The 15,877-nt window shown below is 62.2% G+C and carries 15 protein-coding genes; 7 read left to right on the top strand and 8 right to left on the bottom strand.

What is annotated here, in order from left to right:
- Positions 1-42: 42 nt before the first annotated feature.
- The 5 genes from ATF69_RS22865 to ATF69_RS22845 all read right to left on the bottom strand — a co-directional run bounded on the left by ATF69_RS22865 (position 43) and on the right by ATF69_RS22845 (position 6,322).
- On the bottom strand, positions 43-1,581 hold the full coding sequence (locus ATF69_RS22865; RefSeq protein WP_121943206.1) for a 2-isopropylmalate synthase: 1,539 nt from the start codon (positions 1,579-1,581) through the stop codon (positions 43-45).
- 205 nt (positions 1,582-1,786) lie between these two features.
- The gene (gene pssA / locus ATF69_RS22860; protein ID WP_056067359.1) at positions 1,787-2,620 is read right to left on the bottom strand and encodes a CDP-diacylglycerol--serine O-phosphatidyltransferase; all 834 of its coding nucleotides are present in this window, start codon (positions 2,618-2,620) and stop codon (positions 1,787-1,789) included.
- 192 nt (positions 2,621-2,812) lie between these two features.
- Positions 2,813-3,829, bottom strand: a complete 1,017-nt coding sequence (gene ilvC / locus ATF69_RS22855; protein WP_056067358.1) for a ketol-acid reductoisomerase — start codon at positions 3,827-3,829, stop codon at positions 2,813-2,815.
- A 63-nt stretch (positions 3,830-3,892) separates the two neighbouring features.
- The gene (gene ilvN, locus ATF69_RS22850; RefSeq protein ID WP_015013659.1) at positions 3,893-4,384 is read right to left on the bottom strand and encodes an acetolactate synthase small subunit; all 492 of its coding nucleotides are present in this window, start codon (positions 4,382-4,384) and stop codon (positions 3,893-3,895) included.
- A gap of 144 nt (positions 4,385-4,528) precedes the next feature.
- Positions 4,529-6,322, bottom strand: coding sequence for an acetolactate synthase 3 catalytic subunit (locus tag ATF69_RS22845; protein WP_146872388.1), 1,794 nt, complete (start codon positions 6,320-6,322; stop codon positions 4,529-4,531).
- Between the two features lie 292 nt (positions 6,323-6,614).
- On the opposite strand from ATF69_RS22845, the gene ATF69_RS22840 reads away from it, so the two are divergent.
- From ATF69_RS22840 to ATF69_RS22815, 6 genes are read left to right on the top strand one after another with little or no spacing between them, the layout of a single operon-like run.
- Positions 6,615-7,184: an RNA polymerase sigma factor gene (locus tag ATF69_RS22840; protein WP_146872387.1), complete on the top strand. Its 570-nt coding sequence runs from the start codon at positions 6,615-6,617 to the stop codon at positions 7,182-7,184.
- Positions 7,181-7,636 carry a DUF3619 family protein gene (locus tag ATF69_RS22835; RefSeq protein WP_056067352.1) on the top strand — a complete coding sequence of 152 codons (456 nt, stop codon included), beginning with the start codon at positions 7,181-7,183 and terminating at the stop codon, positions 7,634-7,636. Before ATF69_RS22840 ends, ATF69_RS22835 begins: the two co-directional genes overlap by 4 nt.
- Before the next feature lie 20 nt (positions 7,637-7,656).
- Positions 7,657-8,556, top strand: a complete 900-nt coding sequence (locus ATF69_RS22830; protein WP_146872386.1) for a DUF3106 domain-containing protein — start codon at positions 7,657-7,659, stop codon at positions 8,554-8,556.
- 37 nt (positions 8,557-8,593) lie between these two features.
- On the top strand, positions 8,594-9,145 hold the full coding sequence (locus ATF69_RS22825; RefSeq protein ID WP_082522553.1) for an RDD family protein: 552 nt from the start codon (positions 8,594-8,596) through the stop codon (positions 9,143-9,145).
- Between the two features lie 4 nt (positions 9,146-9,149).
- Positions 9,150-9,560, top strand: a complete 411-nt coding sequence (locus ATF69_RS22820; protein ID WP_056744177.1) for a diacylglycerol kinase — start codon at positions 9,150-9,152, stop codon at positions 9,558-9,560.
- Complete coding sequence (locus ATF69_RS22815; protein ID WP_146872385.1) at positions 9,553-10,146, top strand: LOG family protein; 594 nt, start codon at positions 9,553-9,555, stop codon at positions 10,144-10,146. The genes ATF69_RS22820 and ATF69_RS22815 overlap by 8 nt, the downstream gene beginning before the upstream one ends.
- Before the next feature lie 174 nt (positions 10,147-10,320).
- On the opposite strand, the gene ATF69_RS22810 is transcribed toward ATF69_RS22815, so the two are convergent.
- Positions 10,321-10,659 (bottom strand): P-II family nitrogen regulator, encoded by a 339-nt coding sequence (locus ATF69_RS22810; RefSeq protein ID WP_015013651.1) that lies wholly within the window; start codon positions 10,657-10,659, stop codon positions 10,321-10,323.
- 54 nt (positions 10,660-10,713) lie between these two features.
- Positions 10,714-12,372, bottom strand: a complete 1,659-nt coding sequence (locus ATF69_RS22805; protein WP_146872384.1) for an NAD+ synthase — start codon at positions 12,370-12,372, stop codon at positions 10,714-10,716.
- Between the two features lie 80 nt (positions 12,373-12,452).
- Between ATF69_RS22805 and ATF69_RS22800 the strand changes: the two genes are divergently transcribed.
- Positions 12,453-13,712 (top strand): GNAT family N-acetyltransferase, encoded by a 1,260-nt coding sequence (locus tag ATF69_RS22800; RefSeq protein ID WP_146872383.1) that lies wholly within the window; start codon positions 12,453-12,455, stop codon positions 13,710-13,712.
- Between the two features lie 105 nt (positions 13,713-13,817).
- Here ATF69_RS22800 and ATF69_RS22795 read toward each other — a convergent pair whose 3' ends face one another.
- Complete coding sequence (locus ATF69_RS22795; protein WP_146872382.1) at positions 13,818-15,569, bottom strand: methyl-accepting chemotaxis protein; 1,752 nt, start codon at positions 15,567-15,569, stop codon at positions 13,818-13,820.
- Positions 15,570-15,877: the final 308 nt, after the last annotated feature.

Below are 15,877 nucleotides of genomic sequence, written 5' to 3'. Positions count from 1 at the left end.
GCGCGACTTTCCGAGAAAGTGAGTGAATTATAAATTGATCACTCAGCCTTGTGCGGCCACCCGATCGGCTTTACTTTGTAACTTGTTCAAAGCGCTAAGGTAGGCCTTCGCCGACGCCACGACGATGTCTGGGTCCGCGCCCACACCATTCACCACACGCCCGCTGTTCTGCAACCGCACTGTGACCTCGCCCTGGCTCTCGGTAGAGCCACTGATGGCATTGACGGAATACAACACCATTTCGGCGCCACTCTTCACATGCGATTCGATGGCCTTGAGCGAGGCGTCGACAGGACCGTTGCCCTCGGCCTCGCCGCGCACCTCATGCCCATCCACGGTGAACACGATGCGCGCACGGGGCTGCTCACCGGTTTCGCTTTGCTGGAACAAGGATACGAACCCGTATTGCTCTTTTTCAGCAGTCACGCTCTCGTCGCTCACCAGTGCCAAGATATCTTCGTCAAAGATCTCGCTCTTGCGATCGGCCAATTCCTTGAAGCGCGTGAAAGCGGTGTTGACTTCAGTTTCGCTGTCCAGGCTGACACCCAGTTCCTGCAGGCGCTGTTTGAAGGCGTTACGACCACTGAGCTTGCCCAGCACGATCTTGTTGGCGCTCCAGCCCACATCTTCCGCCCGCATGATCTCGTAGGTATCGCGTGCCTTGAGCACGCCATCCTGGTGGATACCGCTGGCATGAGCAAATGCGTTGGCACCCACCACGGCCTTGTTGGGCTGCACCACAAAACCAGTGGTCTGGCTGACCATGCGGCTGGCTGCGACAATGTGCTGGGTATCAATCCCCAGTTCAAGGCCAAAGTAGTCACGGCGGGTCTTGACTGCCATCACGACCTCTTCGAGGGAGCAATTACCGGCGCGCTCACCCAGACCGTTGATGGTGCATTCGACCTGCCGCGCACCACCAATCTTCACACCGGCGAGCGAGTTGGCCACTGCCATGCCCAGATCATTGTGGCAATGCACCGACCAGATCGCCTTGTCGCTATTGGGGATGCGCTCGCGCAGTGTCTTGATGAAGTTGCCGTACAACTCCGGAACGGCATAGCCCACGGTATCGGGCACGTTGATGGTGGTGGCACCTTCTGCAATCACGGCTTCCAGCACGCGGCACAAAAAGTCGGGGTCGCTGCGGTAGCCGTCCTCAGGGCTGAACTCGATGTCACCCACCAGGTTGCGGGCGAAACGGACCGACTGTTTGGCCTGCTCCAGCACCTGGTCAGGCGTCATCCGCAGCTTTTTCTCCATGTGCAACGCCGAAGTGGCAATGAAGGTGTGAATACGGGCACTCGCCGCGCCCTTGAGGGCCTCGGCAGCGCGTGAAATATCACGATCATTGGCCCGAGACAGGGAACAGATGGTGGACTCCTTGATGGCGTTGGCAATCGCCTGAACGGCTTCAAAGTCGCCATTGGAGCTGGCTGCAAAACCGGCCTCGATCACATCCACCTTCAGACGCTCGAGCTGGCGGGCAATGCGCAGCTTCTCGTCCTTGGTCATCGAGGCGCCGGGAGACTGCTCCCCATCGCGCAAGGTGGTATCGAAAATGATCAGTTTGTCAGCCATGTTGTTCTCCTGGTATCAGTGGGTGGGGCCCCGCAACGTAGAAATCTGGCGCCCAAAACAAAAGGCCCGTCGCGGGTGCAAACGGGCCTTTGTGGAAAGTGTGCGCGTGCGCCTACTGTCTCCGCCCGTGGGGAGGTAGCAGTAGCGCCAGAGCAAACAAATTCATATGGCGCAATGTAGCACAACTGGCCGGATATCACGGTCATCACTTGTGCAGACCGCGCTCGTCAGGTTCGTCGGTAGAGGTGCTGATCACGCTGCTGTGCTGCCCTTTGGCCTTGCGCCAGGCGTACACACCATAACCACTCAGGCCATAGAACACGAACACACCAAACAGCACGATAGGGGGGTGGATGTTGATGACAGCGATGCCCAGCGCGATGAGCACGATGGCAGCAAAAGGCACGCTCTTTTTCATCTGCACATCCTTGAAGCTGTAGAACGGCACATTGGTCACCATGGTGAGCCCTGCATACAGCGTGAAGGAGAACATGATCCAGGTCACCTGGCTCCATGTCAGCCAGTGGTCTTCGCCGGGACGCACGCCCAGCTCGGTCATCAACCAGATAAATCCTGCCACCAAGGCCGCAGCGGCTGGTGAAGGCAGCCCCTGGAAATAGCGCTTGTCCACAACGCCCGTATTCACGTTAAAGCGCGCCAGGCGAAGCGCCGCACAGGCACAGTACACAAACGCAGCAATCCAGCCCCAGCGGCCCAGACCCTGCAGGGACCACTCATAGGCAATCAGGGCAGGCGCAGCACCAAAGGACACCATGTCGGACAACGAGTCCATCTGCTCGCCAAACGCACTCTGGGTATTGGTCATGCGGGCCACGCGCCCGTCCAGGCTGTCGAGCACCATCGCGCAGAAGACGCCCACCGCCGCCTGATCAAACCGGCCATTCATGGCCATGACGATGGAGTAAAAGCCCCCAAACAGCGCCGCCAGCGTGAACAGATTGGGCAGGATGTAGATGCCTTTGCGCCTTTTGCGCACCATCACACCGGGGTTCTCGGTGGACTCATTGCCGTCATGCATCAAACAGACCTCCAGCGCTTGCAAATATTGCACAAGCAGCTATTAAATTTATAGTATTGAACCATTTCCCGCAGGAATGCCGACTGCCAAGCGCGCAAAAGGCGAAGGCCGCAGTGTAGCGCCTGCACACCGTGCCGCCCGCCAATGAAAAAGGCCACCGAAGTGGCCTTTTGACGCTTCAGAAACGAAACATCAGTTGCGGGTCTGGTCGACCAGCTTGTTCTTGGCGATCCAGGGCATCATGGCGCGCAGCTGGCCGCCCACCTTTTCGATGCTGTGGTCGGCCGTGTTGCGGCGGCGGGCCGTCATCGATGGGTAGTTCAGGCGGCCTTCCTGGATGAACATCTTGGCGTAGTCACCGTTCTGGATGCGCTTGAGGGCATTGCGCATGGCAGCGCGCGACTGCTCATTGATCACTTCAGGGCCGGTCACGTACTCGCCGTATTCGGCGTTGTTCGAGATCGAGTAGTTCATGTTGGCGATGCCACCTTCGTAGATCAGGTCCACGATGAGCTTGAGCTCGTGCAGGCATTCGAAGTAGGCCATTTCGGGCGCATAACCGGCTTCGACCAGGGTTTCGTAACCCATCTTGATCAGCTCGACGGCACCGCCGCACAGCACGGCCTGTTCGCCGAACAGGTCGGTCTCGGTTTCTTCCTTGAAGTTGGTCTCGATGATGCCAGCCTTGCCACCGCCGTTGGCAGCAGCGTAGCTCAAGGCCAGGTCACGGGCCTTGCCGGACTTGTCTTGGTGCACTGCGACCAGGTGGGGCACGCCGCCGCCTTGGGTGTAAGTGTTGCGCACAGTGTGGCCTGGGGCCTTGGGGGCAACCATCCACACGTCCAGGTCGGCGCGGGGCACGACTTGGTTGTAGTGCACGTTGAAACCGTGGGCAAAGGCCAGCGAAGCGCCTTGCTTGATGTTGGGTTCGACGTTGTTCTTGTACACGGCTGCGATGTCTTCATCGGGCAGCAGGATCATGACCACGTCAGCGGCCTTCACAGCGTCGTTGACTTCCAGCACGTTCAGGCCGGCCTTGCCAACCTTGTCCCACGAGGCACCGCCCTTGCGCAGGCCGACCACCACCTTCACGCCGCTGTCGTTCAGGTTTTGTGCGTGGGCATGGCCCTGCGAGCCGTAGCCGATGATGGCCACGGTCTTGCCCTTGATCAGGCTCAGGTCGGTGTCTTTGTCGTAGAAAACTTTCATGGGTCACTCCGGTTGAAATGCGTTGTTGGGGGGATTGAAATGGGAAAAACGGGGTGAATTGTCTTACACACGCAAAATTCGCTCGCCCCGGCCGATGCCGCTGGCGCCCGTGCGCACGGTTTCCAGGATGGCCGTGCGGTCGATGGCTTGCAGGAACGCGTCGTTTTTGGACTGATCGCCCGTCAGCTCGATGGTGTAGCTCTTCTCGGTCACGTCGATGATGCGACCACGGAAGATATCCGCCATGCGCTTCATCTCCTCGCGCTCTTTGCCCACCGCGCGCACCTTCACCATCATGAGCTCACGCTCGGTGTAGGCACCTTCGGTGAGGTCAACCACCTTGACCACTTCAATGAGGCGGTTCAGATGCTTGGTGATCTGCTCGATCACGTCATCGGAGCCCGTGGTCTGGATGGTCATGCGCGACAGCGATGCATCCTCGGTGGGCGCCACGGTGAGCGACTCGATGTTGTAGCCACGGGCCGAGAACAGACCCACGACGCGGGAAAGAGCACCAGGCTCGTTTTCCAGCAAGACAGCAATGATGTGTTTCATGATGAAGAGATTCCTCTTTTTGCTGCCCTCCCCCATGCACGGTAATGCATGGGCTTGGCAGGCAATAGATTCGTCAAAAATTTAGATGCTATCTATTCGATAGCTGGTAGCACATGAAAAACATGCGCCTGAGGCCGATTTGGCTTAAAGGTCTTCCGACCCCAGCAGCATTTCGGTGATGCCCTTGCCGGCCTGCACCATCGGGAACACGTTCTCGGTGGGGTCGGTACGGAAGTCCATGAACACCGTGCGGTCCTTGAGCTTGCGGGCTTCGCGCAATGCGGGCTCCACGTCCTTGGGGTGCTCGATCAGCATCCCTACGTGGCCATAGGCCTCAGCCAGCTTCACGAAGTTGGGCAGCGCGTCCATGTAGCTGTGGCTGTACCGACCGGAATATTCGATCTCCTGCCACTGGCGCACCATGCCCAGATAACGGTTATTCAACGAGCAGATCTTGATCGGCGTGTTGTACTGCAGGCAGGTGGACAGTTCCTGGATGTTCATCTGCACCGAGCCTTCGCCCGTAATACAAAACACTTCGGACTGTGGCTTGGCCAGCTTGATCCCCATGGCATAGGGAATGCCCACACCCATCGTGCCCAGACCACCGGAATTGATCCAGCGGCGCGGCTCGTCGAAGCGGTAGTACTGCGCCGCCCACATCTGGTGCTGCCCCACGTCGGATGTGATGTATGTATCACCATCCTTCGTCATGTTCCACAGCGTCTCTACCACGTACTGTGGCTTGATCACATCGCCGCTGCCCATGCTGTACTTCAGGCACTCGCGCTTGCGCCAGCCTTCAATGGTGTCCCACCAGGCAGCCAGGGCACCGGCGTCAGGGCGGGTGCTGCTCTCGCGGATCATGGAAATCAGCTCGGTGAGCACGTCCTTCACGTCACCGACGATCGGTATGTCGACCTTCACGCGTTTGGAGATGCTCGACGGGTCGATATCGACGTGGATGATCTTGCGGTCGTTCTGTGCGAAGTGCTTGGGGTTGCCGATCACCCGGTCGTCAAATCGCGCACCCACTGCCAGCAGCACGTCGCAGTTCTGCATGGCGTTGTTGGCTTCGATGGTGCCGTGCATGCCCAGCATGCCCAGGAACTTGCGGTCCGATGCGGGGTAGGCCCCGAGGCCCATCAGCGTGTTGGTGACCGGGTAGCCCAGCATGTCCACCAGCGTGCGCAGCTCGTTGGTGGCGTTGCCCAACAGCACGCCGCCGCCCGTGTAGATATAAGGGCGCTTGGCCGTCAGCAGCAACTGCAGGGCCTTGCGGATCTGTCCGCCATGGCCCTTGCGCACGGGGTTGTACGAGCGCATTTCTACCGTTTGCGGATAGCCGGTGTAAGGCACCTTCTTGAAGGAAACATCTTTGGGCACATCCACCACCACAGGGCCCGGGCGGCCGGTACGGGCAATATGGAAGGCCTTCTTCATCGTCGCGGCCAGGTCGCGCGGGTCCTTGACGAGAAAATTGTGCTTAACAATGGGGCGGGTGATACCGACCGTATCGCATTCCTGGAAGGCATCAAGCCCGATGGCGGGCGTAGGCACCTGACCAGAAATGATCACCATGGGGATCGAGTCCATGTACGCGGTGGCGATGCCGGTCACGGCGTTGGTCAAGCCGGGGCCCGAAGTGACCAAGGCTACGCCGACTTCACCCGTGGCGCGAGCGTAGCCGTCGGCTGCGTGCACGGCGGCCTGTTCGTGCCGCACCAGCACGTGCTGGATGGTGTCTTGCTTGTAGAGCGCGTCATATATGTAAAGAACCGCGCCGCCAGGGTAGCCCCAGATGTACTGGACGTTCTCTGCCTGGAGGGCCTTGATGAGGATCTCAGAACCCATGAGGTCCTGCGAACCGGAAGCGGGAGAAGTGTTGCCCTGCGAAGCAGCGGCTGCTGAAGAGATTTCAGCCTTGGAGATTTCCATGATCGATCAACCTTTGTGAATTTCTCTGACGAAAAACCTTGGGTGCCCCTCGCACGCGCTCTTGTGAAGCCAGCTTGGAACTTGAGGCCAAGGACATGGGCGGGATGATTGCCGCGCCGGACCGTGACCCGTTTGCCTTTTGAATTGCAGTCCGATTATCGCACTGCAACACTCACAAAACGCTCCGCAGCCGAAAAAAACTCCGGCGGGTGCGATAATCTGCGGTTTTACGGCGCCGTTGAGTTGCGAAACTGCAGATATCTGCGCCGATCTCCTCCCGGGCTGACCCGTCTTGGCAACCGAACAAGAACTTTCCGATTTCCTCAAAAGCGTAGAAAAGCGCGCGTTCAAGCGCTCGGTCTACCACGTTCGCAACGAGGAAGCGGCGCTCGACATCGTGCAAGACAGCATGCTCAAGTTGGCCGAGCATTACGGGGACAAACCGGCGGGCGAACTGCCCATGCTGTTCCAGCGGATTCTTTCCAACTGCACCCTGGACTGGTTTCGCCGCCAGAAGACGCGCAATGCACTGTTTTCGAGCATGAGCGACTTCGAAGGCCTAGGTGAAGATGGCACGGATTTTGATCTGCTCGAAGCGTACTCAGGGACAGAAGACGGCGACAAAGCCGAAAGCGCGGAAGACCTGACCCGCCGGGCCCAGATATTCCAGGGCATTGAAGAAGAAATTGCAGAGTTGCCACCACGTCAACGGGAAGCGTTCCTGATGCGTTATTGGGAGGAAATGGACGTCGCAGAGACGGCTGCCGCCATGGGCTGCTCTGAAGGCAGTGTCAAAACACACTGCTTTCGCGCCATACAAACCCTCAGCAAGGCACTGAAGGCCAAAGGAATCGAGCCATGAAGAACACTGTACAGACCCCACCGACCCAAGCTGAAGCTGCTGCCGAGCGCTTTGCGCTGCGCGTCACGGCGCGCCTGTCCAGCGGCACCGACGCCCTGCCCTATGACATCTCCGAGCGGCTGCGCGCCTCGCGCATGCAGGCGTTGGCCAAACGCAAAGTCACCGCGCCGGTGCATCGCACCGCCCCCGCAGCAGTGGTGGTCAACGCAGGCAGCACCGCCACACTGGGCCGTGGCGGCGAAGGCGGTGGCTGGTGGAATGCCCTGGTGTCCGCCGTGCCTCTGCTGGCGCTGGTCGTGGGACTGGTGGTCATCAACATCGCGCAGGACGAACGCAGTGCCAACGATGTGGCCGAGGTGGATGCCGCTCTGCTGACCGATGACCTGCCTCCCGCCGCTTATTCGGACCCAGGCTTCGTACAATTCCTCAAGACCTCCGCGCAGTCAAACTGACCTGCCTGACTCTGGACTGCATGCACCCAAGCCCCTCTGAAGCTCCCTCCACGCTGCCAGCCTTCGTGCTGGCATTGGCGCTTCTGGGTGCGCTTACCGCTGGTGGCTGGCAGGCGTTGGTGCAGATGCGCATGGCCCCCAGCACAGTGCTCCAGGCGGGCGCTGAGGCCGCAGTGGCCCGCCCCAATAACGCCCGCACAGACCTGTCTTCCGTGAACATGCCCCCTGCCACGGAATCAGGACCAGGCTGGGGCACGCTCACCACGGCGCAAAAACTAGCGCTGTATCCGCTGTCGGAACGCTGGGCGCTGATCAGCGAAGCCCAGAAACGCCGTTGGCTGGACTTGGCCATCAACTACCCCAGTCTTTCGGAAGAGGAACAACGCAAGTTCCATGACCGCATCACCGACTGGGCCAATCTGAGTGCCCAGCAGCGCAACCAGGCACGCTTGAACTACGCGGTCACCAAGCGCCTGGCTGGGGACGACAAACGGGCGCAGTGGGAGGCCTACCAGGCACTGTCTGACGAAGAGCGCAAGGCGTTGGCCTCCAAGGCGACCCCCAATCCCCACGGGGCTGCCACGGCCCTGCGCCCTGTCTCGCCCAAAAAGCTGGCCCAGGTGCCCGCAGCAACGCAAGCCAGCCCCGATCGCCCCAACGCTCCCAAGATTCCACCGGTGGTAGACCACTCGCCCCGCGTTGCGGCCCCAGTGCCTCAGCCGACGGCGCCTGCGATGCCATCCGCCCCCGCATCCGCAGCGCCGGCAACCTTGACGGGTGGCGTGGAAACAGCGCCCGTGGCGATCCCCAGTGCGGTGCCTGCTGTACTTCCGCCCCTGGGCTCTGGCGGAGCCGACAGCACGGGCTCGCCCGGCACCCCCGCAGTAACACCTGACACCTCCGGCCTGTATCCTCAGTAGGTTTCAACCTGCCCTGGCCCGACGGGCCTGACCTGGAATGTCCGTTTCTCCCTCTCCCACCACGCCCCAGCCTGCGGCCAACGCCTCAAGCGGTGTCCTCGCGGGCGGCCCCACGCCCAACCTGTGGCGGCGCATGGCCTGCTGGCTATATGAAGGCATGCTGATGTTCGGCGTGGTCTTTATCGCCGGGTACCTGTTTGGCACGCTGAGCCAGACGCGCAATGCGATGGACAACCGCCATGCGCTGCAGGCCTTTCTCTTTGTGGTGTTCGGTATTTATTTCACCTGGTTCTGGGCCAAAGGCCAGACCCTCGCACAGAAAACCTGGCACATCCGCGTGGTGGGCACTGCAGGGCAACCCATCAGCCAGCCGCGCGCCTTGTTGCGGTATGTATTGAGCTGGCTGTGGTTTTTGCCGCCGCTGGCGGCAATCGCACCATTTTCCCTGTCGGGGGGTGAGTCGGCCGTGATCGTGCTGGGCTGGGTGGCCATCTGGGCGCTGCTCAGCCGGTTCCACCCCACGCGGCAGTTCTGGCACGACGCGTTGGCCGGCACCCGGCTGGTGCACTACGAAATTCCCAAAAAATAAGCGCATGCAACCCTCCTCCCCTTCTCCGGACGCTCCGGCCAACCCCCAAAAGGCGCGCTCGGGCCTCAATCGCATCTGGCATGCCGCCGGCTATTCCATGGAAGGGCTGCGGGCCGGCTGGAACGAGAAGGCCTTTCGCCAGGAGGCCATCGCCGCCATGGTGCTGCTGCCGCTGTCGCTCTGGTTGGGCCGCAGTTGGGTCGAAGTCGCCTTGTTGGCGGGCTCCGTGGTCATCGTGATGATTGTGGAGTTGCTCAACACGGGCATCGAGACCGCCATCGACCGCATCGGGCCCGAGTGGCATGACCTGTCCAAACGCGCCAAGGACATGGGCAGCGCAGCGGTTCTGCTGGCCTTGCTGCTGTGCATTGGCATCTGGGCCGCCGCATTGTTTCAGAGGTTTTTCCATGGCTGAACCCACTTTTTCTGTGTGCGTATATTGCGGATCGCGCCCTGGCGACAACGCCGCCTATGCCCAGGCAGCGCAGGCAGTGGGCCAATGGATCGGCGCCCACAACGGACAACTGGTATACGGCGGTGGCCGCAGTGGCCTGATGGGCACGGTGGCCGAGGCAACGCGTCTGGCGGGCGGTCGGGTGGTGGGGGTGATACCGCAGGCGTTGGTGGACAAGGAGCTGGCCAACCGCCAATGTGACGAGCTGCACATCGTGCAGACCATGCACGAACGCAAGGCCATGATGGCAGAGCGCAGCGATGCCTTCCTCGCCTTGCCCGGCGGCATCGGCACCTTTGAAGAACTGTTTGAAGTGTGGACTTGGCGCCAGCTGGGCTACCACGACAAGCCCTTGGGCTTGCTGAATGTTGCGGGCTACTACGACGGCCTGCTGGGTTTCTTGCAGGGCAGCGTGGCCAGTGGCTTCATGGGTGAATGGCAGATGGGCCTGTTGCACGCATCCACCGATGCAGAGGGCCTGCTGCGCACGCTGGTGCAAGACGCAGGGCCCGACCAAGCGCCCGTCCCGCTGCGCTCGGTGATCTGACTCCCCCGCACTCCGAAACTGGAGCGGCCCACAAGCCGGGATCGCCGCGCAAGGGCCACCAGGCTGCGCATGCGGCGCTTCACTTGCTTGCGCTGGCGTTGGCTCCCTTTTCTCGAATGGCGCAGCCGTTCAAGAGAAAGGGCAAGGTAAGAAACGGCTCAGGGGGTTGTCACCTCACACCGCTGCGTCGTCCAGATCGCCCGTGCGAATGCGCACCGTGCGCTCCACGGCGGTCACAAAAATCTTGCCGTCACCGATCTTGCCAGTGCGCGCCACGTTCACGATCGCGTCCACGCAGCGGTCCACATCCTCGGACTTGACGACGACCTCGACCTTCACCTTGGGCAGAAAGTCCACCACGTATTCCGCGCCGCGGTACAGCTCGGTATGGCCTTTCTGGCGGCCAAAACCCTTCACTTCGGTCACCGTGAGGCCGGTCACGCCGCATTCGGCCAGGGCTTCGCGGACTTCTTCGAGCTTGAAGGGCTTGATGACGGCGGTGATCATTTTCATGGCGGGTCTCCTGGAGGATGTAAAAAATCGGGCTGGGGGCACGGCGCCGAAGCGTCACGCCCTGAATTTGCTGGTGATAGGGTAACGCCAGTCCTTGCCAAAGCTGCGGCGCGTGACACGAATCCCTACCGGCGCCTGGCGGCGTTTGTACTCGTTGAGCTTGATCAGGCGCGTCACGCGCTCGACATCGGCCCGGGCGAAGCCGCTGGCGATGATGGACTCGATGGGCTCATCGTTTTCCATGTAGCGGGCCACGATGGCGTCCAGCACCTCATACGGCGGCAGGCTGTCCTGGTCCTTCTGGTCGGGCCGCAGCTCGGCACTGGGCGGCCGGGTGATGATGCGCTCAGGGATGGGGCTGGCGCAGGTGCCATACGGGTCGTTGGCATTGCGCCAGCGGGCCAGGTCAAACACCCGGGTCTTGGCCACGTCCTTGATCACGGCAAAGCCGCCGGCCATGTCGCCGTACAGCGTGCAGTAGCCGGTGGACATCTCGCTCTTGTTGCCGGTGGTCAGCACGATGGCGCCGAACTTGTTGGACAGCGCCATCAGCAGCGTGCCCCGGATGCGCGCCTGCAGGTTTTCTTCGGTGGTGTCTTCGGGCAGCCCGGCGAATTCGGTGGCCAGCGCGGCCTTGAAGGCCTCGAACTGCGGCTTGATCGAAATCTCGTCATAGCGCACGCCCATGCGTGTGGCCATGTCGCGCGCGTCGATCCAGCTGATGTCGGCGGTGTAGGGCGATGGCATCATCACCGTGCGGACCTTGTCGGCACCGAGCGCGTCCACCGCAATCGCCAGTACCAGCGCCGAGTCGATGCCGCCCGACAACCCCAGCAGAGCGCCCGGGAAGCCGTTCTTGCCCACATAGTCGCGCACACCCAGCACCAGGGCATCCCACAGGTCGGCCTCCAGCGTGCGCTCTGGGGCAACCTCTGCTGTAATTTTGATAGCACCCTGGGCAGATTCGACTAGCGCATAGACCAGTTTTTCCACAAAAGCAGGCGCCCGCGCCGCCACAGAGCCGTCAGCCGCCAGTGCAAACGAGCGGCCTTCGAACACCACCTCGTCCTGCCCGCCCACCAGGTGGGCGTAGACCAGCGGCAGGCCCGTCTCGACCACACGGGAGCGCATGGTGGCCTCGCGCTCCGTGCCCTTGCCCAGGTGGAAAGGCGATGCATTGATCACCGCCAGCAACTGCGCACCGGCGGCAGCAGTATCGCGCGCGGGGGTGGCAAACCAGGCGTCTTCGCACACCAGCACACCCACCTTCACGCCTTCCACCTCGAACACACAGGGCTTGCTGCCGGGCACGAAGTAGCGCCGCTCGTCAAACACCTGGTAGTTGGGCAGCTCGCGCTTGGCGTAGGTCTGCTCGATGTTGCCGTCGCGCACCACGCTGGCGGCGTTGAAGCAGACGCTGAAGGCCTGGGCGCCAGGGGCCATGGCCTGCGGGTGGCCCAGCACGATGGCCAGGCCTTTCAACCCCGCAGTCTCGCGGGCCACGGTTTTCACGGCATCATCGCAGGCCGCAATGAAGGCAGGGCGCAGGAACAGGTCTTCGGCCGCGTAGCCGCAGATGGCCAGCTCCGGTGTCAGCAACAGGCGAGCACCCTGGGCATAGGCCTCGCGGGCTGCCGCAATGATCTTTTGGGCGTTGCCGGGCATGTCGCCCACAACAAAGTTGAGCTGCGCAGTGCAAATGGAGAGCGTCATGGAACTGGAATCGGCCCCTGCGGCCAGGTTGAATACCGCCGTTGCAGGCCCGCAATCAAAGGTGCATCACAGGGGCCTGAATGGCTGAAGCTGCCATTATCGCCCGCGTGCTCCCCTCCGTGCTGGACGTGGACACTACCGCCTGGAACCACCTGCTGGCGCAGCAAAGCCACCCCACGCCCTTCATGCGGCATGAATACCTGGCCGCGCTGGAAAGCAGCGGCAGCGCCACGCCGCGCACTGGCTGGACGCCCCGCTTCATGACGCTGTGGGACGGCGACACCCTGGTGGCCGCCTGCCCCCTGTACCTCAAGAGCCATTCGTACGGCGAATATGTGTTTGACTGGGCCTGGGCCAGCGCTTACGAGCAGCACCGTGTGCCCTACTACCCCAAGGCCGTCATTGCCGTGCCCTTTACGCCCGTGCCGGGCAGCCGACTGCTGGCCCGCGATGCCGCCACGCGCGCCCTGCTGGTGCAGGCGGTGTGCCAGTGGTGCGAGCAAGAAGACGTGTCGTCCGTGCATGTGCTGTTTGCCAGCGATGACGATGTGCTGACCAGCGCACAACAAGACCTGATGCTGCGGCACACCGTGCAGTTTCACTGGAAGAATGAACGGTCCACGCTCCCTGCGGCCCAGGGGGTAGCCGCCACCGACGGCGAAACCCCGCGCTACCAGGACTTTGACCAGTTCCTCGCCAGCCTGTCGCAAGACAAACGCAAGAAGATCCGCCAGGAGCGCCGCCGCGTTGCCGATGCCGGAGTCACCTTCCGCTGGTCACGCGGGGCGGACATCAGCGCTGCAGACTGGGATTTTTTCTACCGCTGCTACGAGCGCACCTATCTGGAGCACGGCAACCCGCCCTACCTCACGCGCGACTTCTTTGCCCGCATGGCAGCGGACATGCCCGAGGCCTGGCTGCTGTTTGTGGGGGAGCGGGATGGACGGCCTATTGCTAGCAGTTTGATAGCTATCGGCGCATATGCACCTAGCGCATCGGCCCAAAAAGACGCTGAATCAGGCCCCGAATCACGCTCCGAGCTGGTGGCCTATGGCCGCTACTGGGGCGCGCTGGAGCGCGTGGACTGCCTGCACTTCGAGGCCTGCTACTACCAGCCGCTGCAGTGGTGCATCGCCCACGGTGCCGTGCGGTTTGAGGGGGGAGCCCAGGGCGAGCACAAGATGGCCCGCGCGCTGCTGCCCGTGCAGGCCACCAGCGCGCACTGGCTGGCGCACCCGGCATTTGCTGAGGCGGTGCAGCGCTTTCTGGACCGCGAAGGCGCTGGCGTGGAAAGCTACCTCGGCGACCTGCAAGCGCGAAGCCCCTTCAAGGCCGCCTGACCTGCAACGGTCCGGCAGGACGCGCGGACGAGATCAAAGCCAGGCTTGAACAAACACACGGCGAAGGCAGGGTCAGTCACGCCTGCCGAGGGCGGCGAGTCACTGTCAAAAACTCTCCCAGTCAGCATCATTGCCGCTGCCCGAACGAGCAGGCGCCGTTGACGCAAGAGCCGGTGCGGGCTTGGCGGCCGCACGCAGGGGCGGCACCTTGGACTGGGCCACAGGGGCTGGTCGGCTGGAACCGGCCAAGGCCTTAGATGGGCCTGCAGCCTTGGGCACATACGCAAAGGCAGACGCAGCCGGCTGCGCAGCCTGCGCTGGCGACAGCTTGAAGAACGCCACCGTGCTCACCAGGTCCTGCGCCTGGTTGTTGAGGCTGGCGGCGGCGGCGGCCATTTCTTCCACCAGGGCAGCGTTTTGCTGGGTGACCTGGTCCATCTGTGTCACAGCCTCGCCCACCTGGGCCACACCCTGGCTTTGTTCAGAGCTGGCGGCACTGATCTCGCCCATCAAATCCGTGACACGTTTGATGGAGCCCACCACCTCGGTCATGGTTGCACCCGCCTGATCGACCAGCGTGGTGCCTGCGGCCACGCGTTCCACGCTGTCGTTGATCAGGGTCTTGATCTGCTTGGCCGCGTCGGCCGAACGGCCCGCCAGGCTGCGCACCTCGGACGCCACCACCGCAAAGCCCCGGCCCTGCTCGCCCGCACGCGCTGCTTCGACGGCCGCGTTCAGCGCAAGGATGTTGGTCTGAAAGGCAATGCCATCGATCACACCGATGATGTCGGCGATCTTGCTGCTGCTGTCGTGGATGCCCTTCATGGTGTCCACCACCTGACTCACCACCTCTCCGCCATGCACGGCCACCGTCGATGCGCTCTGCGCAAGCTGGTTGGCCTGGCGGGCGTTGTCGGCGTTCTGGCGCACGGTCGAATTGAGCTGCTCCATGGATGCCGCCGTCTCCTGCAGGGCGCTGGCCTGCTGCTCGGTGCGTGCGCTCAGGTCGTTGTTGCCCTGAGCGATCTCCGACGACGCCGTGGCCACGTTCTCGGAGCCGGAGCGCACATGCCCCACGATGCGCGACAGGTTTTCCTGCATTTCGTCCAGCGAGCGCAGCAGCTGGGCCATCTCATTGCGGCCGTCGCCCACGTCGGGAATCTGCACCGACAGATTGCCGTGGCTGATCTCATCGGCCGCCCGCACCGCACGCTGCACCGGCCCCACAATGGAACGCGTGGTCCACAGCGCAAACAGTGCGCCCAGCACCACCGACACCACCGCCCCCAGCGCCAGCACCCACTGGCTGGTGCCTGCAGCCTGGATGATGGCGCCCTCAAATTCATCGAGCTGCTTGTGCGTGTTGTCCGCCACATCGGCCAGCGACTGCAGGTAAGCGGTGGCCAAGGGCTTGAGGTCGCTGTCCACCAGCGCAAACACGTCTTCCCCAGCCTTCTTGCGCTCCAGCAATTTGGCGCGCGCGTCCACATAGGCCTTGCGGGTCACCGCCACACGTTCCATCAGCGCCTTTTCGGTGGGGTCGTCCACCAGCGCCTCCAGCTTCTTTTGCGCCTCGCTGGCCCGTTGGGACGTGGTGGCCATGTCGGCCGTGAGCGACTGGATGTAGCCCGCATCCGTGGCCTTGAGCGACGCCGACGCCCGCACCCAGTTCAGGTCGATGGCCGCCTTCCACTCCTGCGCCAGGGCGTTGCGTTCCATTTCGACAGTGGCAATGCGACTGCTGGCCTCCTTGAGTACCGCCAGTCGCCAGACGCCGGTGGCGGCGATGGTGGCGGTGATCAACAGCACAAGGCCAAAGGCCAGGCTCAGGCGCGCTCCGATTTTCAGGTTGCTCATGGGAATCTTTCGTGGTTTTTATGGGGGCTTTTGCCAGCCATGGGTGCGCCGATGTGGTGCCACGCACCTGCGCGGGACAACAAGGAATCAGCGGCTGGAATGTGATAATTATATCATATTTATGATAAATATGATTTTATCAATTTAAATCATCACAAGAGAGTCGACGGCCCACTGCGCAAGCGCTGCGCCGGTGGGGGCATGGGTGCGGCCCCCTGTGTGAGCCGTGGGGATATCAAAACAGCGCACAAGGCCCCGCGCGTGCAGCGCACGCTCGGGCTGGGGTGCTACATCGCGGGAGCTGTCGG

It is taken from the genome of Acidovorax delafieldii (genome assembly GCF_007993815.1).
GTDB lineage: Bacteria > Pseudomonadota > Gammaproteobacteria > Burkholderiales > Burkholderiaceae_C > Acidovorax > Acidovorax delafieldii.
The sequence above is the reverse complement of the archived record's forward strand: the minus strand, read 5'-3'. Positions and strand labels throughout refer to the sequence as shown.